The 21748-nt window shown below is 61.0% G+C and carries 21 protein-coding genes, 1 tRNA gene and 1 pseudogene; 14 read left to right on the top strand and 9 right to left on the bottom strand.

Going from position 1 to position 21748, the window contains the following annotated elements:
* Positions 1–9: 9 nt before the first annotated feature.
* Entirely contained in the window at positions 10–1347 is a 1338-nt protein-coding gene (locus tag PXH66_RS09120; protein WP_330927598.1) for a glutamate--tRNA ligase, read from the bottom strand.
* A gap of 59 nt (positions 1348–1406) precedes the next feature.
* On the opposite strand from PXH66_RS09120, the gene PXH66_RS09125 reads away from it, so the two are divergent.
* Complete coding sequence (locus PXH66_RS09125; RefSeq protein WP_330927599.1) at positions 1407–2186, top strand: M14 family metallopeptidase; 780 nt, start codon at positions 1407–1409, stop codon at positions 2184–2186.
* A gap of 99 nt (positions 2187–2285) precedes the next feature.
* On the opposite strand, the gene PXH66_RS09130 is transcribed toward PXH66_RS09125, so the two are convergent.
* Both PXH66_RS09130 and PXH66_RS09135 read right to left on the bottom strand, forming a co-directional pair.
* The gene (locus PXH66_RS09130; protein WP_330927600.1) at positions 2286–6269 is read right to left on the bottom strand and encodes a S8 family serine peptidase; all 3984 of its coding nucleotides are present in this window, start codon (positions 6267–6269) and stop codon (positions 2286–2288) included.
* A 47-nt stretch (positions 6270–6316) separates the two neighbouring features.
* Positions 6317–7135 (bottom strand): SDR family NAD(P)-dependent oxidoreductase, encoded by an 819-nt coding sequence (locus tag PXH66_RS09135; protein WP_330927601.1) that lies wholly within the window; start codon positions 7133–7135, stop codon positions 6317–6319.
* Positions 7136–7194: 59 nt separating this feature from the next.
* Here PXH66_RS09135 and hpf point away from each other — a divergent pair, with 59 nt between their 5' ends.
* On the top strand, positions 7195–7572 hold the full coding sequence (gene hpf, locus PXH66_RS09140; RefSeq protein ID WP_330927602.1) for a ribosome hibernation-promoting factor, HPF/YfiA family: 378 nt from the start codon (positions 7195–7197) through the stop codon (positions 7570–7572).
* A gap of 135 nt (positions 7573–7707) precedes the next feature.
* Here hpf and PXH66_RS09145 read toward each other — a convergent pair.
* A tRNA-Arg gene (locus PXH66_RS09145) sits at positions 7708–7784 on the bottom strand.
* A 147-nt stretch (positions 7785–7931) separates the two neighbouring features.
* On the opposite strand from PXH66_RS09145, the gene PXH66_RS09150 reads away from it, so the two are divergent.
* From PXH66_RS09150 to PXH66_RS09165, 4 genes are all read left to right on the top strand, one after another.
* Positions 7932–9083, top strand: coding sequence for an AI-2E family transporter (locus PXH66_RS09150; protein ID WP_330927604.1), 1152 nt, complete (start codon positions 7932–7934; stop codon positions 9081–9083).
* 9 nt (positions 9084–9092) lie between these two features.
* Complete coding sequence (locus tag PXH66_RS09155) at positions 9093–9389, top strand: zinc ribbon domain-containing protein (RefSeq protein WP_330927605.1); 297 nt, start codon at positions 9093–9095, stop codon at positions 9387–9389.
* 23 nt (positions 9390–9412) lie between these two features.
* Complete coding sequence (locus PXH66_RS09160; RefSeq protein WP_330927606.1) at positions 9413–10399, top strand: MBL fold metallo-hydrolase RNA specificity domain-containing protein; 987 nt, start codon at positions 9413–9415, stop codon at positions 10397–10399.
* A 98-nt stretch (positions 10400–10497) separates the two neighbouring features.
* Positions 10498–11328: a DUF3108 domain-containing protein gene (locus tag PXH66_RS09165; protein ID WP_330927607.1), complete on the top strand. Its 831-nt coding sequence runs from the start codon at positions 10498–10500 to the stop codon at positions 11326–11328.
* Here the strand turns inward: PXH66_RS09165 and PXH66_RS09170 are convergent.
* Entirely contained in the window at positions 11325–11936 is a 612-nt protein-coding gene (locus tag PXH66_RS09170) for a DNA-3-methyladenine glycosylase (RefSeq protein WP_330927608.1), read from the bottom strand. The two genes, PXH66_RS09165 and PXH66_RS09170, sit on opposite strands and share 4 nt — an antisense overlap.
* A gap of 36 nt (positions 11937–11972) precedes the next feature.
* On the opposite strand from PXH66_RS09170, the gene PXH66_RS09175 reads away from it, so the two are divergent.
* A complete protein-coding gene (locus PXH66_RS09175) occupies positions 11973–12869 on the top strand; it encodes a PfkB family carbohydrate kinase (protein ID WP_330927609.1) in 897 nt (298 codons plus the stop codon).
* A gap of 66 nt (positions 12870–12935) precedes the next feature.
* Positions 12936–13625 carry a hypothetical protein gene (locus PXH66_RS09180; protein WP_330927610.1) on the top strand — a complete coding sequence of 230 codons (690 nt, stop codon included), beginning with the start codon at positions 12936–12938 and terminating at the stop codon, positions 13623–13625.
* A 186-nt stretch (positions 13626–13811) separates the two neighbouring features.
* Here the strand turns inward: PXH66_RS09180 and PXH66_RS09185 are convergent, their stop codons facing one another.
* Positions 13812–14564 carry a class I SAM-dependent methyltransferase gene (locus PXH66_RS09185; RefSeq protein ID WP_330927611.1) on the bottom strand — a complete coding sequence of 251 codons (753 nt, stop codon included), beginning with the start codon at positions 14562–14564 and terminating at the stop codon, positions 13812–13814.
* Between the two features lie 104 nt (positions 14565–14668).
* Between PXH66_RS09185 and rplU the strand changes: the two genes are divergently transcribed.
* The 3 genes from rplU to PXH66_RS09200 all read left to right on the top strand — a co-directional run bounded on the left by rplU (position 14669) and on the right by PXH66_RS09200 (position 15742).
* Complete coding sequence (rplU, locus tag PXH66_RS09190; protein ID WP_330927612.1) at positions 14669–14983, top strand: 50S ribosomal protein L21; 315 nt, start codon at positions 14669–14671, stop codon at positions 14981–14983.
* Positions 14984–15020: 37 nt separating this feature from the next.
* Positions 15021–15266, top strand: a complete 246-nt coding sequence (gene rpmA, locus PXH66_RS09195; protein ID WP_330927613.1) for a 50S ribosomal protein L27 — start codon at positions 15021–15023, stop codon at positions 15264–15266.
* Positions 15267–15364: 98 nt separating this feature from the next.
* Positions 15365–15742 (top strand): hypothetical protein, encoded by a 378-nt coding sequence (locus tag PXH66_RS09200; protein ID WP_330927614.1) that lies wholly within the window; start codon positions 15365–15367, stop codon positions 15740–15742.
* Between the two features lie 15 nt (positions 15743–15757).
* Here the strand turns inward: PXH66_RS09200 and pheA are convergent, their stop codons facing one another.
* A complete protein-coding gene (pheA, locus tag PXH66_RS09205; protein ID WP_330927615.1) occupies positions 15758–16843 on the bottom strand; it encodes a prephenate dehydratase in 1086 nt (361 codons plus the stop codon).
* A 5-nt stretch (positions 16844–16848) separates the two neighbouring features.
* The gene (gene scpB / locus PXH66_RS09210; RefSeq protein WP_330927616.1) at positions 16849–17865 is read right to left on the bottom strand and encodes an SMC-Scp complex subunit ScpB; all 1017 of its coding nucleotides are present in this window, start codon (positions 17863–17865) and stop codon (positions 16849–16851) included.
* Positions 17866–17880: 15 nt separating this feature from the next.
* On the opposite strand from scpB, the gene ilvD reads away from it, so the two are divergent.
* The gene (gene ilvD / locus PXH66_RS09215; protein ID WP_330927617.1) at positions 17881–19599 is read left to right on the top strand and encodes a dihydroxy-acid dehydratase; all 1719 of its coding nucleotides are present in this window, start codon (positions 17881–17883) and stop codon (positions 19597–19599) included.
* 746 nt (positions 19600–20345) lie between these two features.
* On the opposite strand, the gene PXH66_RS09220 is transcribed toward ilvD, so the two are convergent.
* A complete protein-coding gene (locus PXH66_RS09220; RefSeq protein ID WP_330932331.1) occupies positions 20346–20843 on the bottom strand; it encodes a GNAT family N-acetyltransferase in 498 nt (165 codons plus the stop codon).
* A 149-nt stretch (positions 20844–20992) separates the two neighbouring features.
* Here PXH66_RS09220 and PXH66_RS23215 point away from each other — a divergent pair.
* Positions 20993–21091: pseudogene (locus PXH66_RS23215) on the top strand (tail fiber protein); the annotation flags it as partial.
* A gap of 129 nt (positions 21092–21220) precedes the next feature.
* Complete coding sequence (locus PXH66_RS09225) at positions 21221–21610, top strand: hypothetical protein (RefSeq protein WP_330932332.1); 390 nt, start codon at positions 21221–21223, stop codon at positions 21608–21610.
* Positions 21611–21748 lie beyond the last annotated feature (138 nt).

Genomic DNA, 21748 nt, shown 5'->3' on the forward strand with positions numbered 1-21748 from the left:
GCCGGCCGCTCAGGAAACAGCGGGAGGGTTGGCCAGGAAGCGGTCGAAGCGAGCGAGCACTTTGGCTTTGCCGAGCACGCGGAAAATCTGGGTGAGACCGGGTCCGGCATTGGTGCCGGTGGTGGCGAGGCGAGCCACGGCCTGGTAGTCACCAAAGCCAAACCCCTGGGCCTCGGCGGCGGCTTTGATGGTTTCTTCAACCGCCGTCTCATCGGCGAAGTCCGGACCGGCGGCGAGCATCTCGCGCAACTCGGCGAGACGGGCCAGCGGCTCGCCTTTCTTGAACGTTTTCTTCACGGCCTTGTCGTTCCACGGGAACTCCTCCCTGAAGAAATACGCGGTGTAGTCCGGCAGTTCGTCGATGGCTTTGACCTTGGGCTGGCTGATCGCGATCACGTCCGCAAAATACTCCGGCGTGACGCTTGCCATCGTCGCAGCATGCGCAGGATCGGCCGCGAAATGACGACGAGCCAGCGCCAGATAGTCGGCGGCGGGCAGCTCAAGCAGATATGTCATGTTCATGTGCGCCATCTTGCGGTCGTCGAAGCGCGCATTACTCTGGTTGATCCCCGGAAAATCGAAGCGTTCGATGATCTCGGCAATGGGCAGTTTCTCGCTGTCGTCCTTGGGATTCCACCCGAGCAGGCAGAGGAAATTGACCACCGCCTCGGGCAGGTATCCTCGTTTCTGATACTCTTCGATCAGGGCGCCCTGGTCGCGTTTGGACATCTTGCCCGGACCATCCTGTTTGAGGATGAGCGGGATGTGGGCAAACACGGGCAACGGTGCGCCGAAGGCTTTGAAAAGCTCCGTATGCTTGCTGGTGTTGGACAAGTGATCCTCGCCGCGAATGACGTGCGTGATGCCCATGGTGATGTCATCGACGACGTTGACGAAGTGAAACACGGGATTGCCGTCGGAACGAATGATCACGAAGTCCTTCTCCTCCGTGCGTTCGACGCGACCGCGAATGGCGTCCTCGATGATCTGCGGCTCGCCGGAGATTTTGAACCAGGTGGCACCTTCCTTTTCGTAAACGCGGCCGGTCGCGCGCAGCTTTTCCAAATACTCCGTGTAGATGGGGGCGCGCTCGCTTTGGCGATAGGGTCCGCAATCGCCGCCCGCCTGAGGACCTTCATCCCAGTTGAGACCGAGCCAGCGCATGCTGTCATAGATGACGTTGAGGAATGCCTCGCTGTTGCGCTCCTTGTCGGTGTCTTCGACGCGCAAAACAAACACGCCGCCGGTGTGACGGGCATACAACCAATTGAACAAGGCGGTGCGAGCACTGCCGATGTGGAAGAAACCGGTGGGACTGGGAGCGAAACGAACGCGGACTTGAGACATGGTGACGGAAATTAAAACGCGGCTTGTGACAAACGGGACCGGTCAGCAAGAACGTCCCCGTGAGCGCTGTCAAAACCTGCCCACTCGACCCTGCCGACCTCGTGGCCCGTTTTCGCGCCGCGGCCAGGTTGGCTGGTTTCTGCGAACACGCTATCGGAGAAATCGACGGCGTGCCGTTGTTCGGCTACTCCCGACGCGCCGTCGGGCCCAAACCCCGGATTTACCTCTCCGCCGGCGTGCATGGCGATGAACCGGCTCCACCCGAGGCCCTGTTGCACATGGTGGAACTCGGCGTCTTCGATGATCGGGCGACATGGTTTTTAATGCCCATGCTCAATCCCGCGGGCTTTCGGGCGGACCAACGCGAAAACGCCGCGGGTATCGACCTCAACCGGGACTACCTGCGACCGCAGTCCCCCGAAGTCGCCGCCCACGTGCGGTGGCTGGAACGGTTGCCCCGCTTCGATCTCGCGCTCTGTTTGCACGAGGACTGGGAGGCCACCGGGTTTTACCTCTACGAACTCGACGACACGGGTCGCCCCAGTTTTGCGGCCCGGCTGCGTGACGCGGGAGCCGCGCACCTGCCGATCGATCCCGAGAGCATCATCGACGGGCGGCCCATCGACGAGCCCGGCATCATTCGACCCGAGAGCGACCCGGCCCTGCGGGAAACCTGGCCGGAAGCGATCTATCTGCGCGAGCATCACACCCATTTGTGCTTCACGACCGAAACCCCCACGGGGCTGGCTCAGGATCAACGCATCGCCACCCAAGCCGCGATCGCACGCCGGGCGATCACGGAGACGGTGAACACGTTTCATGCGGCGCATAAAAGGTAGGTCGCTCTCGCCGAGCGCGCCGATACGGTGAATCGGTCGCTCTCGGCCACTAACGTGTTCGGCGGTTGCGGCAACACCGCCCTACCGGGTCCGAAATCGTCAGAGTTTTTTCATCAGCGCCTGGCGGTGAGCCCGGAGCGCGAGCACGCGTTCCTGCTGCTCGGCGACGTCCTTCCAGTCGAGTTCACGGTAGAGTTCGATGCGCTTTTTGAGCAGACCGGCGTTGAAGCCATCCTCTTCGATTTGAGTATTGAGTGCCTGGAGGGCGAGTCCGAGCAGACCGGCCTCGCGGTAGAGCTTGGCTTCGAGTTTGGCCGTGTTGTCAGCGGGCTTCGATTCCCAACGACCGATCTCGGCCCAACTGAGCCACGCGGCCTCCAAATCACCTGCCCCGCGATGCAGGTCGGCCCGGAGCAGATTGATTTGCGCGAGCGCTTCTCGTTGGGTGTTCAGCTTTTTCTCCTGGGCCGCGATTCGGTCACGCGCCGCGAGATCACCGGGGGCAGCCACGGGTTTCGCACCGAAGAATTGGCTGACCTCCGTCGGCTTCGCCGAGGCTTCGGCGGAGTCGAGCCAACCGAGAATAGTGGCGAGGTCGGGAGCCTCCGCCATCGGCATGACGGCGGCGACTTCGGTCGGGGATTCGGTCGCGTCACGGCCCTCTGCCCCTTCATCGGACTCGGCCGGTTTGGCTTCGCCCCAGATGTCGCTGGCGAGCCCGGCGGCGATGGCGCCGTCAATGGCCTGCTCGATGAGGGGGGCCGGATCTTCGGGTCGGGAGGCCAATAGATCGGACAACACCGCGGTGCGACGCGCCATCACCGCGACGTCCGTCGACATGCGGTGCTCGCGCACAAACTTCAGCTGCAAGTCCGCCAGAGCATCGGCAAATTTTTCGTCATCGGACTTCAGGTCCTCGGCCGGCTTGGCCTTGGGGTCCTGATCGGTCGTCTTGCTCGGCGCATGACCGGCCAAGTAGACCAAGGATTGTTTCACGATCTCGTGATCTTCCTCATCCTTGAAGACCATTTCGCCGATGAAATAATCCGGCGCGGGGGAAATCTCCGCGAGCTCATCGACGGCTGAATCTTTGAGCATGAGGATGTTTTCGCGCCCCGGGCGGAGGTCGAGGGAGGAAATCGTGCGGCCATTGAAAATGCCGCGCAGATTGGGCGCGACCGACAGGGACTTGGGTGAATCCAAAGCCACCGCGACCCGCATGGGATACGTTTTAACGGCATCGACGGCGCCAGCCTGACCGCTCAACCATTCGGATATGATGGTCGATTTACCCTTGGGGAACGAAATCGGCGCATCGAGATCAGGAAACCCGTTGTAGAGCACTTCACCAGATTCGTGCACGACGAGCGCCCGACCTCCGCCGAGCACCTCCGAGAAATCGTAATCCTGCTGGTCCGCGAGTGCGGCCTTGGTGGCTTCCTTGAAATCAAGGGTGTAGCTTACGCGCATCATATCAGCGCGCTCGGATTCCGGCCGCAGCGTGGTGGCGGGGCGTTCGTTGCGCTCATCGTCGTGAAACACTTTGGTGGTCTGGGGCAAGTGCACCGAGATGCCATGGGACACCTGGGCCTCGACCTCGACCGAGCGTCGCGCCGGCGGATTGATTTCCACGGGGGTCCAGCCCACATTGGGCTCGACCGTAATCGTGCCCCCGCCGACGCCAACGCCCGCCCATTCGAGGTCCAGTTGCAACGTGGCAGGATCGGCCGAGTAGAAATATTGGTTCAAGGCGAGCTCGGTCACACCGCCGGGCTTGACGGGGATATTCATCACCATCTCATCGCCCTCCTCCACCCAGTGCACGGAGTCGGCTTTGAAGCGAGTTTGGGACGATTCCGCGGCGACGGTGAGCGCTTGAATGAAGAAACGGCGGGCCACGGGATCGTCGGCGACGTGCTTGGCCCGCAGCTGGAGTTTATCCATTCCGGGCGGCACCGTGTAGAACAGGCGCGCGGTTTCGGCGGGCTGCAGCGTGACGGAGGTTTTGAGGTGTTGGTCCGTAAAGACGTCGGTCTCGGCCGGGCGCACGATGGTGATCGGCATCGACCAGACGACCCCGAGCTCCGGCTGGTTGACCAAGTGCGCGTCGATGCGGCTGGTGAGCACACCGCCGCGCTCGCGCGTGGCCGCGTCGGCGGCGGGAATATTGAGCAATACCGAGAAGCTTTGGCGACCGTTGGCGAGGTGCAGATACTCGGGTGCCTGCACCCAATCGTCGGCCGGGGTGAGCACAAAATCCGCTTCCCAACCGTATTGCGCGTCGGTGGGCACGGACTCGCTCCACGCTGGTTGCACGCCGACGGCAACGCGACGGCTCGGTTCGTCGATCGCTTCGCGCAGATAGAGACCGCGACCGGATTCGGTGAACGTGCCCCCGCTGACATCGAGATCGTAGAAGGCGCCGAAGGCCGGCTCGTTTTGAATGTCCTGCAACTTCGCCCACGCCCCGGGAGCGTTGGCCATGCCGCGACCGCGCGTCATCTCGTCTTCCTCCGGGATATCCGCCGCGCCCAGAATCAAGGCGTTGCGCATCAAAACGGGAGTCGCCGCGATGTTGTTCTGTTTGGCGGCACTGATGACCAACGCCGCCACGCCTGCGACCGAGGGAGACGCCATGGACGTGCCGTTGATCATCTCCGCGCCCTTGAGCGACTCGGCGGAATACGAGGCCCAGGCAGCGCCCGGCGCCATGACGTCGACGCCAATATCGCCGTCCTTAGTGGGACCACGGCTGGTGAACTGCAGCGCAGCATTGGGCGAGTCTTTGACGGAGTTATAAAGCGCCTTGGCCATGGCGGTCGACGCGTAGGCACCGACCCCGACCAGACGACTGGCTTCACCGCCCGCGGAACCCGCCGTGCTGAGCCCGGGGCCTTCATTGCCCGCTGAGAGGATGGCGAGAATGTCGTAACGCTCCACCAACGCGCGATAGATGCCGGCGTTGGAGTCCTGCCCGTCCTGGAAAATACTCGCGCCGCCCCAACTGGCGTTGACGAGGTCGACGCCGTAACGCGCCGCGGTGGCGAGCGCACGACTTTCGCTGATGCCGTAGGAAGAACCGCCGGTGCGAATGTCGCCGATCTTGATCGAGAGAATACGAGCCCCCGGAGCGACCCCGTTACGCGACGGATCATCGGGGTAATGGGAAGACGCGATCGAAGCCACGTGTGTGCCGTGCGTGCCGCTCACCGTGACGATGGAAAGCAGATCGCCACCTTCGTAAACTTGCACGCCGAACGTGGCATGGGTGAAGGCATCGAACGTGCCGTATTCCCCATCGATACCGTAGGGACGCAGCACGGTCTCATCGGCGAGGTCGGCGTCACGATCGGTATCCACCAAAACGCGCCAGAATTCGCCATCATGCCAGACCACGCAGTCGTAGCTCGGCACCGGACCATCCGTGATCAAACCGTCTTCGACGGCATCGCGAAGGTCGGCGCGCGCCACCAGATCGGCTTCGGCGCGGGTGCGATCCGCCGCCGCTTTTTTTCGTGCGGCTTTCAATGCCACATCCTCCGTGCGCTCACGCTCGGCTCGAACGCGGCTGAGCTTGGCCTGCCACTCCCGCTCGATCTGTCCGGTCAGGCGGCGCAGCACGGCACCTTGGAAAAGTTCTTCGGCCGATTTGAGCCCGAGGCGAAAATCGCCGGACGGGTTGACCACCCCGTCCGGCAGCGACAGCGACCGGCCGCTCAGTCCGGCGAGGGCGCCGTCTTCCGCCCGTTGCACCACGGTGGACGTGTCGACGTCGCCACTGCCGGACGCATCGATCATGTCCACCACCTTGCGTTCACCGGTGGTGGTCACCGCCATGCCCGCCGCCGCGGGATCGACCCCGGTGTCGAAAATCGCGATCACGACATCGCGCCCGTCGTAAGTGGGATGCTCCGCGAGGAATGCGTTGGCCCCCACCTCCTCCTTGGGAATCAGACCGGAGCGCAACGCCTCAAAATCGGTCGGAGTGGGCTCCGCCGCCGGCAGGGCCGCCGCAAAGTTAACGAAAGCAAGAGCGAGCGCCACGCAACGCGGCGCGGCCCGACGGCGGTTCAATTCTAGCATGGCAAAACACAGGCGAACGCCCCGGAGGCGTGCAAGCCCGGGTGAGCTCAATTTGCGGGCTTGGTGGGGACGTATGACGACAACACCCGATGCGAAAGCCACGTGCTCAAGCGCAGCGGCAGACGCGACAACAACGCACATTGGACTTTATTGAGCCAGCCGGTGACCACATGGCCGCGGTCGGTCTGCAAGGCGGCCAGCGCTTCCCGGACCACCTGGTCGCTCGTTTGGGTAAATCGGTCGCCCCAACCACCGCGCTGCATGCCCGCCCGATCGTGAAACTCCGACGCGGTCGATCCCGGACACACCGCCAAAACACGCACGCCCTGCGGAGCCAGTTCGGCCCGCAATGCGTAACTCCATTGCAGGACAAAGGCTTTGGTCGCTCCATAGCAGGCCATGAACGGCGTGGGCTGGAATGCGACCACCGAAGCGAGGTTCATGATCGTGCCGCCCCGGGCCTGCAACACGGGCAGTAGCCCTGCGGTCAGTTCCACGACCGCCGCGATATTAACTTCTATAAGATTCTGATGTGAAGCGATATCCGTTTCACCGAATGTCCCGAACTTTCCCAATCCCGCGTTATTGATCAGTAATACCGGGCCCTCCGGGGCACGTTCGCGCAGGGTTGCTAATACCTGCGCCAATGCGGCGCCCCGAGAAGCGGGATCACTCAAATCAGTTTCGATATGGCGCAGGTTAAGCTGATCTAAAACCTGCTCCGGTTCCCGCCGGGATAGGTTGCAAATGAAGACATCACGCTTCAGCTTTCCGATGTGCGAAACGAACGATTTTCCGATCCCGGAAGATCCGCCGGTCAAGACGACCGACGTGTATGGGAAGTCGTCGTTTTCAGGCCCGGTCATACGATTGAAGGGCGGCACTTTTCACTTTCTCGGTCAAGAACCCGAAAGGAACAAAAACCATGATAAATGACAACCGTGCACACGAACTGATCGTTTCCGGCATCCACCTCGACCTCACGCCTTCGTTGAAGACGTATGTTCAGGAAAAGTCCGATCGTCTGTTTCGTCACGAGGAGAGAATCGTCCGACTCAGGGTCGAAGTTGAATGCGACCCGAAACAGACACCCGCCCAACGCTTTACCGCCAAGGGTCACATCGAAATCCACGGCCCCGACATGAATGCTTCGGTGACCACGGATGAATGCCACAAGGCCGTCTCGCTGTTGGTCGACAAACTCGATCGCATGCTCCGACGCCGATCCCGATTTTTTAAGGTAAAACGGCACCGCACCACTCTGCCCGAGTTCAATCCCGGCCTCCTGCCGGATCCGATCTGACTCGATTACCCGTTTAGCTCTCACTACGAAGGGCCCGTCCAACGACCGAGGGACGGGCTTTTTCGTGCCCGCGAACAAGGGGCCGTTCACGAAAAAGCCCGCGGCGCTGGGAGCGCTCGCGGGCTTTTCGAAAACTGGTGCACCCGTAGGGACTTGAACCCCAAACCTTCTGATTCGTAGTCAGACGCTCTATCCAATTGAGCTACGGGTGCGTCGAGGAACGGAGAAAAAGAGAGCATTGGGAGGACAGGGCAAGCGCTATTTGAATGATTTTCTTTTCGGTCGTCGATCTGAGCGGAAACGACGTCTTCACGGGTTTGCGCTGGCGTGGCGGGCGCGGCGGCGTTGATGTTCCCGCCATGCCTGAATCGGTCGACTCCCCTCGCCCGCAACATCTGCTTACCGATCGCCAACGTAAGCTGGTGGGCTTCGCGTTGGGATTTCTCGCCCTCGTCGTCATCATCGGCCTGCTCGCGTTGTCATTCGTCGTGCTCGCCCGACTGGTCGGAATCTTCTCCGGTGTGCTTTGGCCGATCACCGCCGCCGGCATCATCGCGCTGGTGCTGCGTCCGGTGGTCGATGCCCTCGAAAGCAAACTCGACCGCCCCCGGGTAGCCTCGGTGGTCATTCTTTACGCGTTGGTCGCATTCGTGCTCACGGGATTGATGCTGCTGGTCACGCCCAAACTGGTCGAACAGGTGCTCGATTTCATCGCCTTCGTGCCGGAGTTTTGGCAAAGCGCGCTATCCTTCGTGAAGGAAAACTATCCCGACTGGATCGTGTTGGTCGAAAAACAAATGGCCAACCCCCACATCAAGGCCGTGGTGGATTCCGCCTTGGCCGAGGCGCAATCGTTGCTCACCCAGGCATTGCCGTCGATCAAAGCCGCTGGTTCGGGCGCGATGAACGTATTCAGCTTCGTCACCAACCTGGCCATCGTGCCGATCTACCTGTTTTTCTTTCTACTCTCCCGTCGCGACCCCACCCGGAGCCTGGGCGAACAGATTACGTTTCTGGAGAAACCCGTGCGTGACGATGTGGTGTTTTTGGTCCGGGAATTCATTGGCATCGTGGTCTCGTTTTTCCGCGGCCAGCTCATGATCGGCCTGATCATGGGGCTGCTGCTCACCATCGGGTTCGCCATCATGGGCTTGAAGTTCGCCCTCGTGCTCGGCCTGACTCTGGGCGTGCTCAACATCGTGCCCTACCTCGGCACGATCATTGGACTGAGCATTGCGTTGCCACTGGCGTTTTTCCAACCCGAGGGCGGCTGGATGCTGGTGGGCAAAGTCATGGTCGTGTTTGTCATCGTGCAAAACATCGAGGGTTGGTTTCTCACCCCCAAGATCATGGGCGAACGCACCGGCCTGCACCCAGTGATCATCATTTTCGCCATCTTCTTCTGGGGCACGGCATTTGACGGCATCCTCGGCATGATCCTCGCGATCCCGTTGACGGCGTTTTTCGTCACGGCGTGGCGATTGGCGAAACACAAATACTTCGAGAGATAAATCGGGCCGATGCCTTCCCGACCGTTGGAATCTCCCGCCGAATGCGCCAATTGCGGCGAGCCCATCCCGCGCGGAGCCAAATCATGCTCGGCGTGCGGCGCGGATGAACGGACCGGTTGGCGAGAGTCCGATATTTACGACGGTCTGGATCTGCCTGATGACGCGTGGGCCGACGTAGACGCCCCGTCTTCGCCCGATCCGCGCCCGCTGGCGTCGGGCCGACCGGGTCAGCTCGCGTGGTATTGGTGGGCCACCGGGCTGCTGCTCTTTCTGGCGTTTGGGATGGCCGTGCTCGGACTGCGGTAAGCGCGGGCCGCACTCTTGGCGTTATGGCATGGCAGGTAAAAAGTCGCAACGGCATCTGGCTGCCCCAGATCGATTGGTGGCTCGATGCCCACAAGCCGGCCCCGCGATCCGTCATCAGTCACGCCCACGCCGACCACGTGGCGCGGCATGGCGAGGCCATTTGCACGCCGGCCACGGCCGCGTTGATCGAAGCTCGCTCCGGCAAACCGAAATCACCTCCGCGCACCATCGAGTTTGATTGCCCGATTTCGCTCACGCCCACCGCCACGCTCACGCTCGTGCCGGCGGGGCACGTGTTGGGATCGGCACAGGCTTTGATCAGTCATCCTGAGTATGGGCGTCTCCTTTACACCGGGGATTTCAAACTGCGGCCTTCCGGCACGGCGGAAACCTGCGCCACGCCGGCCGCCGACGTGTTGATCATGGAAACGACGTTTGCGCGCTCCCACTACGTGTTCCCTCCTGCCGAGACCGTCTTTCGCGATGTGATCGCGTTCTGCCGGGAGACATTGGCTCAAGGCGAAATCCCGGTGCTGCTCGGCTACAGTCTCGGCCGTAGTCAGGAGATTTTGCACGGCCTCTCCGACGCCGACTTACCCCTCATGCTGCATCCCATGGTGGAGAAGGTTACCCGCGTATACGAAAGCCATGACGTCACTTTCCCGGCTTACACCTCCTTCGCTCCGATGTTTGCACCGGGCCATGTGATCATCACTCCAGCCCAGGCGCTCAAAGGCGAGCTGTTCAGCGCGGTGGGACCCATTCGCACTGCCGTGCTGACCGGCTGGGCGATCGATACCGCGACCCGATACCGGCACGCCTGCGACGCGGCCTTCCCCTTGTCCGATCATGCCGGCTACGAAGATTTGCTGGAATTTGTCCGGCGGGTGAACCCCCGGCGGGTTTACACGGTCCATGGTTTTGCCGACGAATTTGCCGCCACGCTGCGTCAGCGGGGCATCGATGCCTGGGCACTGGGTCGCAACAATCAACTCGAGCTAACGTTCTAAGCGGGTGACTTTGCCGCGGGTCAGTGAAACAATGCGCTGAAACTTTGTTCGAATAAATCGGGTATGAGGGTCGTCGCACCAACCAACCTTTCAATTCCTTGCCTTCTTTCCGCCGCACCACGCTTTCGATTCTTCTGTCCGCGATCACGCTCACCGCGATGGCCCCGTGCTCCATGCATGCGAGCGAGCTGCCACTCACCGATGGTGAACACTTCACCTACCGGCTGAGCTGGGGTATCTTTGGCAAAGCGGGGGAACTGCATATGACCGCCAGCAAAGCGCCCGGAGCGGAGGACAGTCACACCACCATCGTGATGGAAACGTCGACCCGCGGCGTCATTCGCGCCCTTTATCCGTTCGATGGTCGGGCCGAGTCGCTCTACGAGAACGACACCGGACGACTCCTCCAGGCCAAAGCCACCACGATGTCGCGCACCAAGGAAACCAGCGCCATCATCGATTTGAACTACGACACTGCGATGGCGAGCTACGTGGATCACCTGCGTCCGGAAAAATCACTCGAAGTGGAAATACCCGACGGGAATCCGGCCGACTTCCTGACCACATTGATTCAAACCCGCACCTGGGATCTCGCCATCGGTGAAAAACGTGACGTCACCGTGCTCTTCGATGACGAGTTCTATGAACTCCAGATTACCGCCGAGGAAGAGGTCACGATCAAAACGCCCTGGGGAAAGAAACGGGCCTTGGTGCTCATCCCACGCATGGTCGAAAACCCCAAGGGCATGTTCAAACGCGGTGGCGAAGTGCGCGTCTGGTTGTCGCTCGACGGCCAACGCCTGCCGCTTCGTTTTGAAGTAAAAGTCAAAGTGGGCACGGCGGTGGCCGTGCTGACTGATCACGGTTCCAGCGATCCGGCCGCGGCGGAAATTGCGCCGAGCGCAGGCATTGCCACGTCCGATCTCTAGGACTCGTCTGAACCCCGCCAAACAAATCGCCACGGTTTGGCGGCCCAATTCGGGCCGGCGTAATCGATGCCGATCCGGGGCGTGGCACTCACTTCGTCCGCGGGAACGACCCGTCCGTCATCCTCCAACCACAAGCCGCTCGCCGGAGCACAAGGCTGGGTATTCAAATCGCGGTCGATCCCGAGGCGTTTCGTGAGACGTCCCGGGCCTTGAATGCGTTGCGTGCCACGAATCAGCACGGCGGCCGGATAGTCGCGCGGTCCGGTGACGAGATTGAGCATTTCGTGCACGCCGTAACACAAATACACATACCAGACGCCCGCCGGTTCAAACATGACCGAAGTGCGCGGGGTGCGACCGCGAAACGCGTGGCTGGCCTGATCCCGCGGGCCGTCATATGCCTCCGTCTCTGTAATGCGGGTTCGGATACGTGTTCCGTCCGTCGGCGACTGGCGGACCAAAAGCTTCCCGAGCAGGCTCCGCGCATGCTGCACGGTTTGGACGGTGGACCACTCGGACGCGGCGACGATGCGAGCCATCCCGTCGTTGTTGGGCGGAGAGGCACCGTTGGCAATGCCGGGGTTGCCGATTCCCGCGCAATTCCCCACGGTATCGATCGGCCGTTTCGCCTCCCCAATTTTCCCGTGCCCGCCTCCACTCTCACTTTCACCGCCAATCCCCTGGCCGAAACCACGCTGACCTTCGCGTCGTCCCTGGCATTCGGCCGCACGCATCGTGCGCAACAGGAGTCGTTTCAAGTCGGCGGCAAGGGCTTCAATGTCGCCAAAATGATGCAGCGCCTCGGAGCCGAGGTATCTGCCTTGAGCTTTGCTGGCGGCCCCACCGGCGCGCATTGCCGCGCCTGGCTGCAGGATCACGCCCAGTATCCCTGGGAACTCATCCCCACTCTCCCCTCCACGCGCGCCGGATGGGTCGCCCGCGATGCCGATCACGGCGAAACCACGTTCCTCGGCCCCGATCAACCGCTCGATGCCGCGGCCGCCTTTGCGGCGGCCACGCGTTTGTCCAAACTCAGCGCCGACGCCTCCGTGGCAATCTGCGGCAGCATTCCCGGCTGGGATCGGTCGGCCTGCCAGCCGTTGCAAACTGCCTGCCGCCACCTGGCCGAAACCGATCGTCTCATCGTCGACACCTATGGTCCGCCCTTGCGGGATCTGGTGGAACTGCCGCTGACGTTGGTCAAAATCAACCGGGACGAGTTTAAGCAACTCCTGCAATCGTGCGATTGTTCGCCCAGTCTGGCCGCCGCCCAACGCCGTTTCCCCGTGCAACGCTGGGTTATCACCGACGGTCGCCATGATATCGAGTTCGCCACCGCCCATTCCTCGGGCCACGTGTCACCGCCGGTCATCTCCGAAGTGTCGGCCACGGGATCGGGCGATGTGTTCCTCGCCTCAGTGTTGAGCTCCGACTTCAGATCGGCGAATCCCGATTGGATCGACATCATCACGCGAGCGGCGCACCTGGCGGCGGCCAATGCGGCCCACGTCGAGATTGCGGAATTCGAACTCTTTCCCTAATTCAAAGTCTAACTCACTCCCCAACGGTTATTTCGACCGTCAATCTACTCCTCAGACACATCCATCATGAACAAGAATGTCGTCATCGTTATCCTCCTCTTGATCGCCATCATCGGAGGCGGTCTCGCCTACCGCGGCTACCGCGCCGAACTGGAACAATCGATCGCCGCCGAACGTCTCGCCGCCGAGCAGGCTGAAGCCGCCAAGGTGCAGGCCGAGGAACGGCGTCGGATTGAAGCCGAAGCCGAGGCCCACCGACTCGCCGCCCTCAAAGCCCAGCAGGAGGCCGATGCCGCCGCGGTCGCCCTCGCCCAATTACGCGCCGACCAAGCCGAAGCCGAAGCCGCCCGTCTCGCCGCCGAGGAAGAAGCCCGCGTCGCGGCGGTCCGCTTGGAACAGTTGCGCCAGGAAAAGGAACTCGCGCAGGGCGAGGCACGCCGCCGCGCCGAGGAAGCCGAACGCGCCGCCATGGCCGCCGAAGTCGCCCGCCGCGAAGCCGCCGCCCGTCTCGCCGAAGCCGAACGAGCCAAGCGCGAAGCCGCCGACCTCGAGGCCGCCCGACTCGCCGAATTACGCCGGGTGCAGGCGCAGGAAAGCGAGGAGGAAAAGGTTCGCCGCATGCTGCTCGGTCGTCCCGTGCTGCCCATGGATTACAAGCGCCGCAACCACGAGCGCCTCTCCGTCGATATCATCAACGCCCACGGCGGCGTGATCGTGCCCAAGGAAGAAACCAAAGCAGACGCTCCCGGGAACTAGCAGTGTGTAACGTCTAAGTGTTCGGATAGGTGTAGGGTCGTTGCTTACGACGACCGCGTCCATTACGTGCGTTATTCGCAATCGAACACCCTCCCCAGCGCTACGACAACTTACAGGATCGTTACTCGTTCCGACGCTGACTCCACGAATAATCCAGTGTGACTGCCTACTAGCGTCGCCAGCGTATCACGCCTCGGCCGGTCGCCGCACCTGCCAAAAGCGGCATTCCACGGAGAACTCGACCACATCGGCCGGTTCCTGCGCTATTTCCGATCGCATGACGTCGGTGACGATCTCAGCACCGACGGCCGCCAAGTCTGCCACGATTTCATCGCGCGTTGGAATGTGGATGTAAATGTCACCGTGCGGTCCATCGACGAACAAATCACCGAATTCGACCAAACGGGGGTCCTGGTGGCCCGCCGCCCACCGCTCCTTTTCCTCGGTCCAAAACTCCGGTTTCGCGCCCACCGCCCGATCATGAGTGGTGAAAACCAATGTTCCGCCCGGTCGCACCACCCGCAGCATTTCGCGCAACGCTCCCCGTCGACGTTCGCGACTCGGAATCTGCATGAGCCCGTTGAAGCCAAAAATCACCCCGTCGAACATCGCGTCCTCAAATTTGAGCGCCGTCGCGTCGGCCACGCGAAACGGCACCGCATACTCCAGCTTTCCCGCCAGACGCCGGGCGGACTTGATCATTTCCCGTGAAAAATCGGTGCCCATAATCTGTCGATAACCCAGCTCCCACAGGCCCAGCGCAATGCGACCGCTGCCGCACCCCAGCTCCAAAATCGTGTCCGAAACTGCCAGAGCTTGCTGGAAAAAAACTTCCTCCGACCGCCACAATCCGATGTCCACCGCCGCCGCGGCATAATGGTCCACCACGGCATCGTGACAAAACAGGGATTTGACGTCTTCGGGAGTCAGCGGTGGCATGGAACAACCCAGATGAATTTACCCGGAAATCTTGGCGAGCGGGATTTGTTAAAAATCTGACTTGCCTGACGTTGGGCAAAACCTCTTAGTTCGACCTTTTACACATGAAAGCGACTATCAAAACCCAAGGCCAGCAGTTCGCCGTAAGCGAAGGCGACATCCTGACCGTAAACCGCTATCCGAACACGGAAGCCGGTGATGCGGTGGAGATTACGGAGGTTCTCTCCTCTGGCGAGGGCGCTGAATTCAAACTCGGCACCCCGCGTCTCGACGGCGCGAAAGTGACGGCCAAGGTCCTCGAGAACAAGCGCGGCACCAAGGTCATCGTCTTCAAAAAGAAGAAGCGCAAAGGCTACCACAAGCAACGCGGCCATCGTCAGGAGCTGTCGGTTATCAAAATCGAGACCATCAGCGCCTAAGGCTACCAAGTTTAACTAACCAAGGAGATCATACGTCATGGCACATAAAAAAGGTGCAGGTTCTACCAGCAACGGACGCGACAGCCATTCCAAGCGCCTCGGCGTGAAGAAGTTCGGCGGCCAAAAGGTTATCGCTGGCAACATCATCCTCCGTCAGCGCGGGACCAAGTTCCACGCGGGCAAGCACGTCGGCACGGGCCGCGACTGGACCCTGTTCGCGTTGAAGGACGGCGTCGTCGAGTTCGACAAGGCTCACCGCAGCGTGGCCGTCGTCGAAGCGTAAGCGGAACCTCGATTCCATTCCAATTTGCCAAAGCGCCGGGTGTTTCACCCGGCGCTTTTTGTTTTGCTCGTAACTCGCCCACCGAGTGAGCTTTCCGCGTGGCTGACCCCAATCGTATTCGTCGTCTGCGTGCCCAACGCGAGCTGATCGCTGAACATTTGGCATGGCTGGACGCCGAAATTGAGCAAGCGACGGGTTCCGCTCTCGCCCCCGACGCGGAATCTGAAAACCTGCCGGCCTCGCCGCCGCCTGTCGCGGCAGCGAATTCACCGCTCGCAACCCCGCCTCGCGCGGAGACCACGACGCCGGTCGCCGCTCCGGCCAAAGCCTCCGATGAACTGCTGGAGGAACTCGTGCAGGAATACGAAGCGGCCGACAAGCCGCTGTCCAAAACCGGCTGCTGGGTGATTTTCAGCACGATCGTCGCGGTCGTGGTCGGTGCCGCCGTGATTGTGATCTATGCCATCTACTCCTGAGTGGCGGAGGCCGACTCAGTTGACCACGGGGTAACTGCCGAGCCACTTCACCATCGGGCAAAAGGCGCTCAGTTCGGACAACGCTTCCTGCATGTTGGCGTCTTGATAGTGCCCGGAAACATCGACGAAAAAGTAGTAGTCCCACGGTCGACGTTTGCTCGGACGCGACTCGATTTTGGAGAGATTGATTCCCCGTTCCGCCATCGGCATGAGCATCTTCAAAAGCGCTCCCGAATGGGACGAAGCTTGGTCGCCCAGTGAAATCAGAAAGCTCGACATGTCGCGCCCACTGCCGACCGCGCCGGCCGGCTTTTTCCCCAGCACAAAGAAACGCGTGGTGTTGTCGCTTTTGTCCTGAATGTTGGCGGCGATCACCGGCACATCGTGGTGCTGGGCGGCGAGTTCACCAGCGACGGCCGCGGCGCCGGGTTCGTTGGCCGCGATTTCCACCGCGCGCGCCGTGCTGGAGGCATCGATCAACTGCGCGTGGGGCAGATGCCGCTGCAACCAATGGCGACATTGGGCCAATGCCTGGTCTTTGGAATAGACCTTGGTGATGCCTTCGAGCGATTCGTTGGAAATCAAGGAGTGACTGATTTCGAGGTAGATCTGTGCGACGATTTTCAGGTCGCTCTCGACGAAATTGTCCAAGGCTTCGCGCACGCTGCCTTCGGTGGAATTTTCAATGGGAATGACCGCGTAATCGGCCTCGCCTTTTTCCACCGCGGTGAAGAGATCGGCGATGGTGCCCATGCCTTCATAATCAATGCTGGCCCCAAACTTCTTGATCGCGGCGGCGTGCGTGTTGGTGGCTTCCGGTCCGAGGTAAACGATCTTGGTCGCTTTCTCCAACGCGATGGCGGCCGACATGATCTCGCGATAGATCGCCTTGAGCGCCTCGTCCTTGATCGGTCCCTCATTGAGTCCGCAGACCTTGCGCAACACCTTGTCTTCGCGCTCGGACGCATAGATGGAGCCGCCGCTGCTGCGCTTGACCTTGCCAATCTCGGCCGCGAGTCCGAGACGCTCGTTGAGCAGTCGCACCAAGTCGTGATCAAGGGCGTCGATTTTCTGCCGGATGGGTTCGAGGGCGTCACTCATGGAAATTATGCGGACGAGGGTTTCGGTGAATCGGTCTCTTCGTCGGGCGCAGCCGTTGCCGCTTCCGTTTCGGGTTCGGCGTCCACTGCCGACTCCGGCGTCGCTTCGACTCCCTCCGCGGGAGCTTCCTCCGGCGCTTCCGATGCCGCCGCGTCGGTGGCCGAGATTTCGATGTGCGCGTCGTCTTCCATCGGCGTATCGCCCTCGCCTTCTTCCAGCGGCAGACCCATTTCCACATCCCCGGGCGTGGTGGGATTCATGGCGTCCTTGAGCCATTCATCGATTTGGCGCGGCGAGAGCACGTCGGATGCCGGCAACTCGACCAGCGATTTCACGCCCACGAATTCCAAAAATTTCTCCGTGGTGCCATATTGCAACGGTCGCCCCGGTAATTCTGCGCGACCGGTAACGTAGATCAGCTCGCGTTCGAGCAACTTGTTCAAACCAGCATCGGCCGACACGCCGCGCACCGCCTCGATCTCGCTACGTGTCACGGGCTGACGATAAGAGACCACGGCCAGGGTTTCCAAAGCCGACTGCGAGAGCTTCGCGGGAGGAGGCTCGTTGCGCAACGCCCGCACCCACTTGGCGTAGCGCGGATTGCACACGATGCGGTAACCCTGCGCGCCTTCCATCAAAAGATAGACATCGTCCGACTCGCGCAGTTGCTGCTCGATCGCTTCCAATGCCTCGCGCAATTGCGCTGTCGTGATGAGTTCCGGCACATCGTCGGCCCCGATCTCATCACGGGCATCCTCCTCCACCACCTCTTCGGCCGGAGCGGCGGATTCCGTGCCCGGTTCGGCGGCGGGCGCTTCGGGCGCGGCGTGCTGTTCCCGGAACCGTGTGATGACGGATTGGAAGTCGTTGAGCGACAGCGGTTGCCCGGAGGAAAAGAGCAATGCCTTGAGGACGGACTGGAGATTGAAAGCCATGCGATCGAGAGCTGAGATTTCGGGGCGACGGTTCGTTCGAAGCAATGCCGAAAACACCGCTTGCCGGTAGCGGAGGCGTTTGCTCATGTCGTTGTCTCTTTTATGAGCGATTTGACCTCCATTCCCCGCCCCCACTCCTCAGTTGTTGTCGACGGCAATGATCGCGCCGCCGCCCGGTCCATGTTGCGTGCCGTCGGTTTTGAAGACGACGATTTCAACAAGCCGCAAATCGCCGTGGCTTCCGCGGCCAGCGACATGACGCCGTGCAATGTGCATCTGGGTGACTTGAGTGAACACGCCCGGACCGGTATCGCCGCCGCCGGAGGCAAGCCGGTTTACTTCAATACCATTACCGTCACCGACGGCATCAGCATGGGCACGCAGGGCATGCGCTACAGCCTCGTGTCGCGCGAGGTCATTGCCGACTCCATTGAGACGGCCGTGGCGGCCGAAGGCTTTGACGGCCTCGTCGCCATCGGCGGTTGCGACAAAAACATGCCCGGCGCGATGATCGCCATCGCTCGCCTCAACCGCCCCGCCGTGTTCATCTATGGCGGCACCATTCTGCCCGGTTTCCTCGCCGGCGACGAACATCACGAACGTCCCCTCGACATCGTCTCGGTCTTCGAAGCGGTGGGCAAACATGCCAAGGGCGAGCTCGACGATGCGGGCCTCAAAGCCGTGGAAAAAGCCGCCATCCCCGGCCCCGGTTCCTGCGGTGGCATGTATACGGCCAACACCATGGCGTCCGCCATCGAAGCCATGGGCATGAGTTTGCCCAACAGCAGTGCCCAACTCGCCGTGGGCGAAGAAAAGCGCAAGGACTGCGAACGCGCCGGGGCCGCCGTCGTCGCCATGCTCAAAAACGATCTGAAGCCCCGCGACATCATGACCCGGGAGGCCTTCGAAAACGCCATCACGGTTTGTTTGGCCTTGGGCGGTTCCACCAATCTGATCCTGCACCTATTGGCCATCGCGCATGCCGCCGAAGTGCCCCTCGCCCTCGATGACTTCAAAACCATCGGCGAACGCGTGCCACTCCTCGGCGACCTCAAGCCTTTCGGCAAATACAACATGAGCCACCTCGTGCGCATCGGCGGTATCCGCCCCATGATGAAGATGCTGCTCGATCGCGGCCTGTTGCACGGCGACTGCATGACCGTCTCCGGCCAAACCATGGCGGAATCGTTGGCCGACGTGAAGCCCTACGGCGCGTATCCAACCGAGCAGGACATCATTCACCCCTGGGACCAGCCGATCAAAACCGAGACCCACCTCCGCGTCTTGCGCGGCAATCTCGCTCCCGACGGCGCCGTGGGAAAAATCACCGGCAAGGAAGGCCTCTACTTCAAAGGCACCGCCAAAGTCTACGAAAGCGAAGAGGACGCGCTGCAGGGCATCCTCCGCGGTGATGTCGTCAAAGGTGACGTCGTCGTGATCCGCAACGAAGGTCCGGTCGGCGGCCCCGGCATGCGCGAAATGCTGTCGCCCACCGCCGCCGTAGCCGGTCGCGGTCTCATCAAAGACGTCGCCTTGATCACTGACGGTCGTTTCTCCGGCGGCAGCCACGGTTTCGACGTTGGCCACATCACCCCCGAAGCCGCCAATGGCGGTCCGATCGGCATCGTGGCCTCCGGCGACACCATCGAAATTGACGCCGTGAAGAACACGATCTCGGTCCTGATTTCCGACGACGTCTACGCCGCGCGCATGGCCGCCTTCAAACCCCGCGGTCCCGGTGCCACCCGCGGCGTGTTGGGCAAATACGCCAAACTCGTCGCCAGCGCTTCCGAAGGCGCGGTCACCGACAAGGGACTGTGAAATAGTCCGCCCAAAGTATCACGGGATACAAGTAACTCCTCCACTCAGGCCGCGATCCGCCGCGTTGGCACCGACGCACATGTAAACCGGCGTCAACGCGGGCCCGGAGATTCCAGACCTCCTGTCCGTTTTTTTCTGCCGCACCGCTGGGGAGGAAGTGGTGTCGTGGAAATACCTGCTGCCGTGAAGCATCCTCGTCATCCGTTTCACCGAGATTCCGCAGTTGGATTTTACAGAAGGCAACGAAGAGCACGAAGCTGGAACGAGTTGCAGGCGATTATGGGCATCAATTCATTCACCCGTAAGGTGAGTTGGATGCCATGCAGTTTAATCGATTTAACTCACTTTATTACAACGCTTTGTTAACTTTGTTACCTTCTGTGAACTGCGTTAATTAGGTTTCATCCGGCGGCGAGGGACGCTTTCGCTTGGCCGCTTCCATGGTCTTATAATGAGCGGCATGCCAAGAATCGAGCCCGCCTGTTGACTCCGAACCTGGCTTCGCGCCGATTTCCCAAGCAGTAGGGATCGCCAACGGGTGGAGTGATGAGAAAACGCCGCGGGCCGGTATACGAGTGACATCGACAGGAAAGTTCTCCACCGTCGGTCTTTCGTTGTGACATGCATGAGACGAATATTGCTTGTTATACGGTAAACGAAAACGACCGACCGGCCGGTCGAAGCAGTAGGAAGACCGAGCTTCCCCCTCGTGCGCGCGGTATCCTATTGGCCGACGCCCAACGTATTCATCCCGGCGGGTTCATTTCCGGAGGAGTCCACCGCAAACTTAAATGGGAACCCATGCGCCCCACCGTCACAAAATCTTCACACTGATAAAGTGTGAGCGCCCGATTGCGAACGTCTACCGTGAGCGAAACCACCACTTTCTCGTGACGCGCAATCTTCAATACTCCCCGCAGCAAGTCCCGACCAATTCCACGCCTTTGGAAAACGGGTAGAAGCGCGATATCCACGATATGAATCTCATCGCCACTTCGCTGCATCAGCAATCGGCCGACGGCCTCTCCGCCCCACAGCACGATTTGGTCAAGCGCGGTCGGAAATCTGCGCGCGTAGTCCACCTGACGCGCTTCGAATTGCTGGGTCAGAAACTGCATTTGTCGCTCACTGCTCCAACGCGTCGCCATCAACTCGGCCGCGCGGTTTGCCGCAAACAAACGAAGCAAAAACGCAGAATCAGCCGGTCGAACCGGACGCAAACGATGCGCGCGGGAAGTATGCATGTCCCCAACGACTGTTTCATTTCGCATGTTCGTCAACCAACTCGATATCCGCCTCTCCGTTCCCCCTCCTCCTGGAGCGGGCAACGACTACACAACCCAAACTAGAAACACTATATCCCATGTCAGATCCATTTATCGGTGAAGTTCGTATGGTCGCGTTCGGTTACCCTCCTCCCGGCTGGGTATCCTGCCACGGCCAAGTCTTGGCTATCGCGAGCTACCAAGCCCTGTATTCCCTATTGGGGACAACCTACGGCGGTGACGGTCATTCAACCTTCGGAGTTCCCGACTACCGCGGCCGAGTTCCCGTCGGAGAAGGCCAAGGTCCCGGATTGGACCCCGTATTCCCGGGTCAGATCGCGGGATCACCGCACGGAATGCTCGAAGTCGCCCATCTTCCCAAACATTCCCACGAGGCCATATTCACCCCTGAAGGGGGAGGAGGATCCTCGATTGAGGTCGACGTCGATATCGACGTTGCCAACACCACCAACAACACCCTCACGGATCCGGTGGGCAATATTCTCGCCACTCCCTCGATTCCGGTCGGATTGGGCACCGGTCCGGGCAAACTCTACGCCCCCCCTTTCGAGAAAACGGGCAAGCTCGGCGGCGTGAATGTCACAGTCTCGGGAAGCGGGGGGAGTGGCGGCGGAACGGTAATCATTGGAAACACGGGTGGTGGCAATGCGTTTCCCATTATACAACCTTTTGTTGGAATGCGCTTTATCATGGCCACCGCCGGCGTTTACCCGCCGCGCCCTTGATCTCGCCCCCCCTCCCAAGGAATCATTGACGACGAGATCGTTCCAGCACCGTCGACTGCGCCCCCCACCGGGCGCAGTCGTTTTGATCCGCGTCACAACATCAATGTTGGCAATACATTGGGTCAGCCAATTTCAATC

This window comes from Synoicihabitans lomoniglobus, assembly GCF_029023725.1.
GTDB classification, from domain to species: domain Bacteria; phylum Verrucomicrobiota; class Verrucomicrobiia; order Opitutales; family Opitutaceae; genus Actomonas; species Actomonas lomonigloba.

Excerpts from the sequence above, each read along its gene's own strand:
- PXH66_RS09185 (WP_330927611.1), bottom strand. The coding sequence starts at position 14,564 with ATGCCACCGCTGACTCCCGAAGACGTCAAATCCCTGTTTTGTCACGAT.
- rplU (WP_330927612.1), top strand. The coding sequence starts at position 14,669 with ATGAAAGCGACTATCAAAACCCAAGGCCAGCAGTTCGCCGTAAGCGAA.
- PXH66_RS09225 (WP_330932332.1), top strand. The coding sequence starts at position 21,221 with ATGCTCGAAGTCGCCCATCTTCCCAAACATTCCCACGAGGCCATATTC.
- PXH66_RS09180 (WP_330927610.1), top strand. The coding sequence starts at position 12,936 with ATGAACAAGAATGTCGTCATCGTTATCCTCCTCTTGATCGCCATCATC.
- scpB (WP_330927616.1), bottom strand. The coding sequence starts at position 17,865 with ATGAGCAAACGCCTCCGCTACCGGCAAGCGGTGTTTTCGGCATTGCTT.
- PXH66_RS09130 (WP_330927600.1), bottom strand. The coding sequence starts at position 6,269 with ATGCTAGAATTGAACCGCCGTCGGGCCGCGCCGCGTTGCGTGGCGCTC.
- PXH66_RS09135 (WP_330927601.1), bottom strand. The coding sequence starts at position 7,135 with ATGACCGGGCCTGAAAACGACGACTTCCCATACACGTCGGTCGTCTTG.
- PXH66_RS09155 (WP_330927605.1), top strand. The coding sequence starts at position 9,093 with ATGCCTTCCCGACCGTTGGAATCTCCCGCCGAATGCGCCAATTGCGGC.
- hpf (WP_330927602.1), top strand. The coding sequence starts at position 7,195 with ATGATAAATGACAACCGTGCACACGAACTGATCGTTTCCGGCATCCAC.
- PXH66_RS09120 (WP_330927598.1), bottom strand. The coding sequence starts at position 1,347 with ATGTCTCAAGTCCGCGTTCGTTTCGCTCCCAGTCCCACCGGTTTCTTC.
- ilvD (WP_330927617.1), top strand. The coding sequence starts at position 17,881 with ATGAGCGATTTGACCTCCATTCCCCGCCCCCACTCCTCAGTTGTTGTC.
- PXH66_RS09160 (WP_330927606.1), top strand. The coding sequence starts at position 9,413 with ATGGCATGGCAGGTAAAAAGTCGCAACGGCATCTGGCTGCCCCAGATC.
- PXH66_RS09220 (WP_330932331.1), bottom strand. The coding sequence starts at position 20,843 with ATGCATACTTCCCGCGCGCATCGTTTGCGTCCGGTTCGACCGGCTGAT.
- rpmA (WP_330927613.1), top strand. The coding sequence starts at position 15,021 with ATGGCACATAAAAAAGGTGCAGGTTCTACCAGCAACGGACGCGACAGC.
- pheA (WP_330927615.1), bottom strand. The coding sequence starts at position 16,843 with ATGAGTGACGCCCTCGAACCCATCCGGCAGAAAATCGACGCCCTTGAT.
- PXH66_RS09150 (WP_330927604.1), top strand. The coding sequence starts at position 7,932 with ATGCCTGAATCGGTCGACTCCCCTCGCCCGCAACATCTGCTTACCGAT.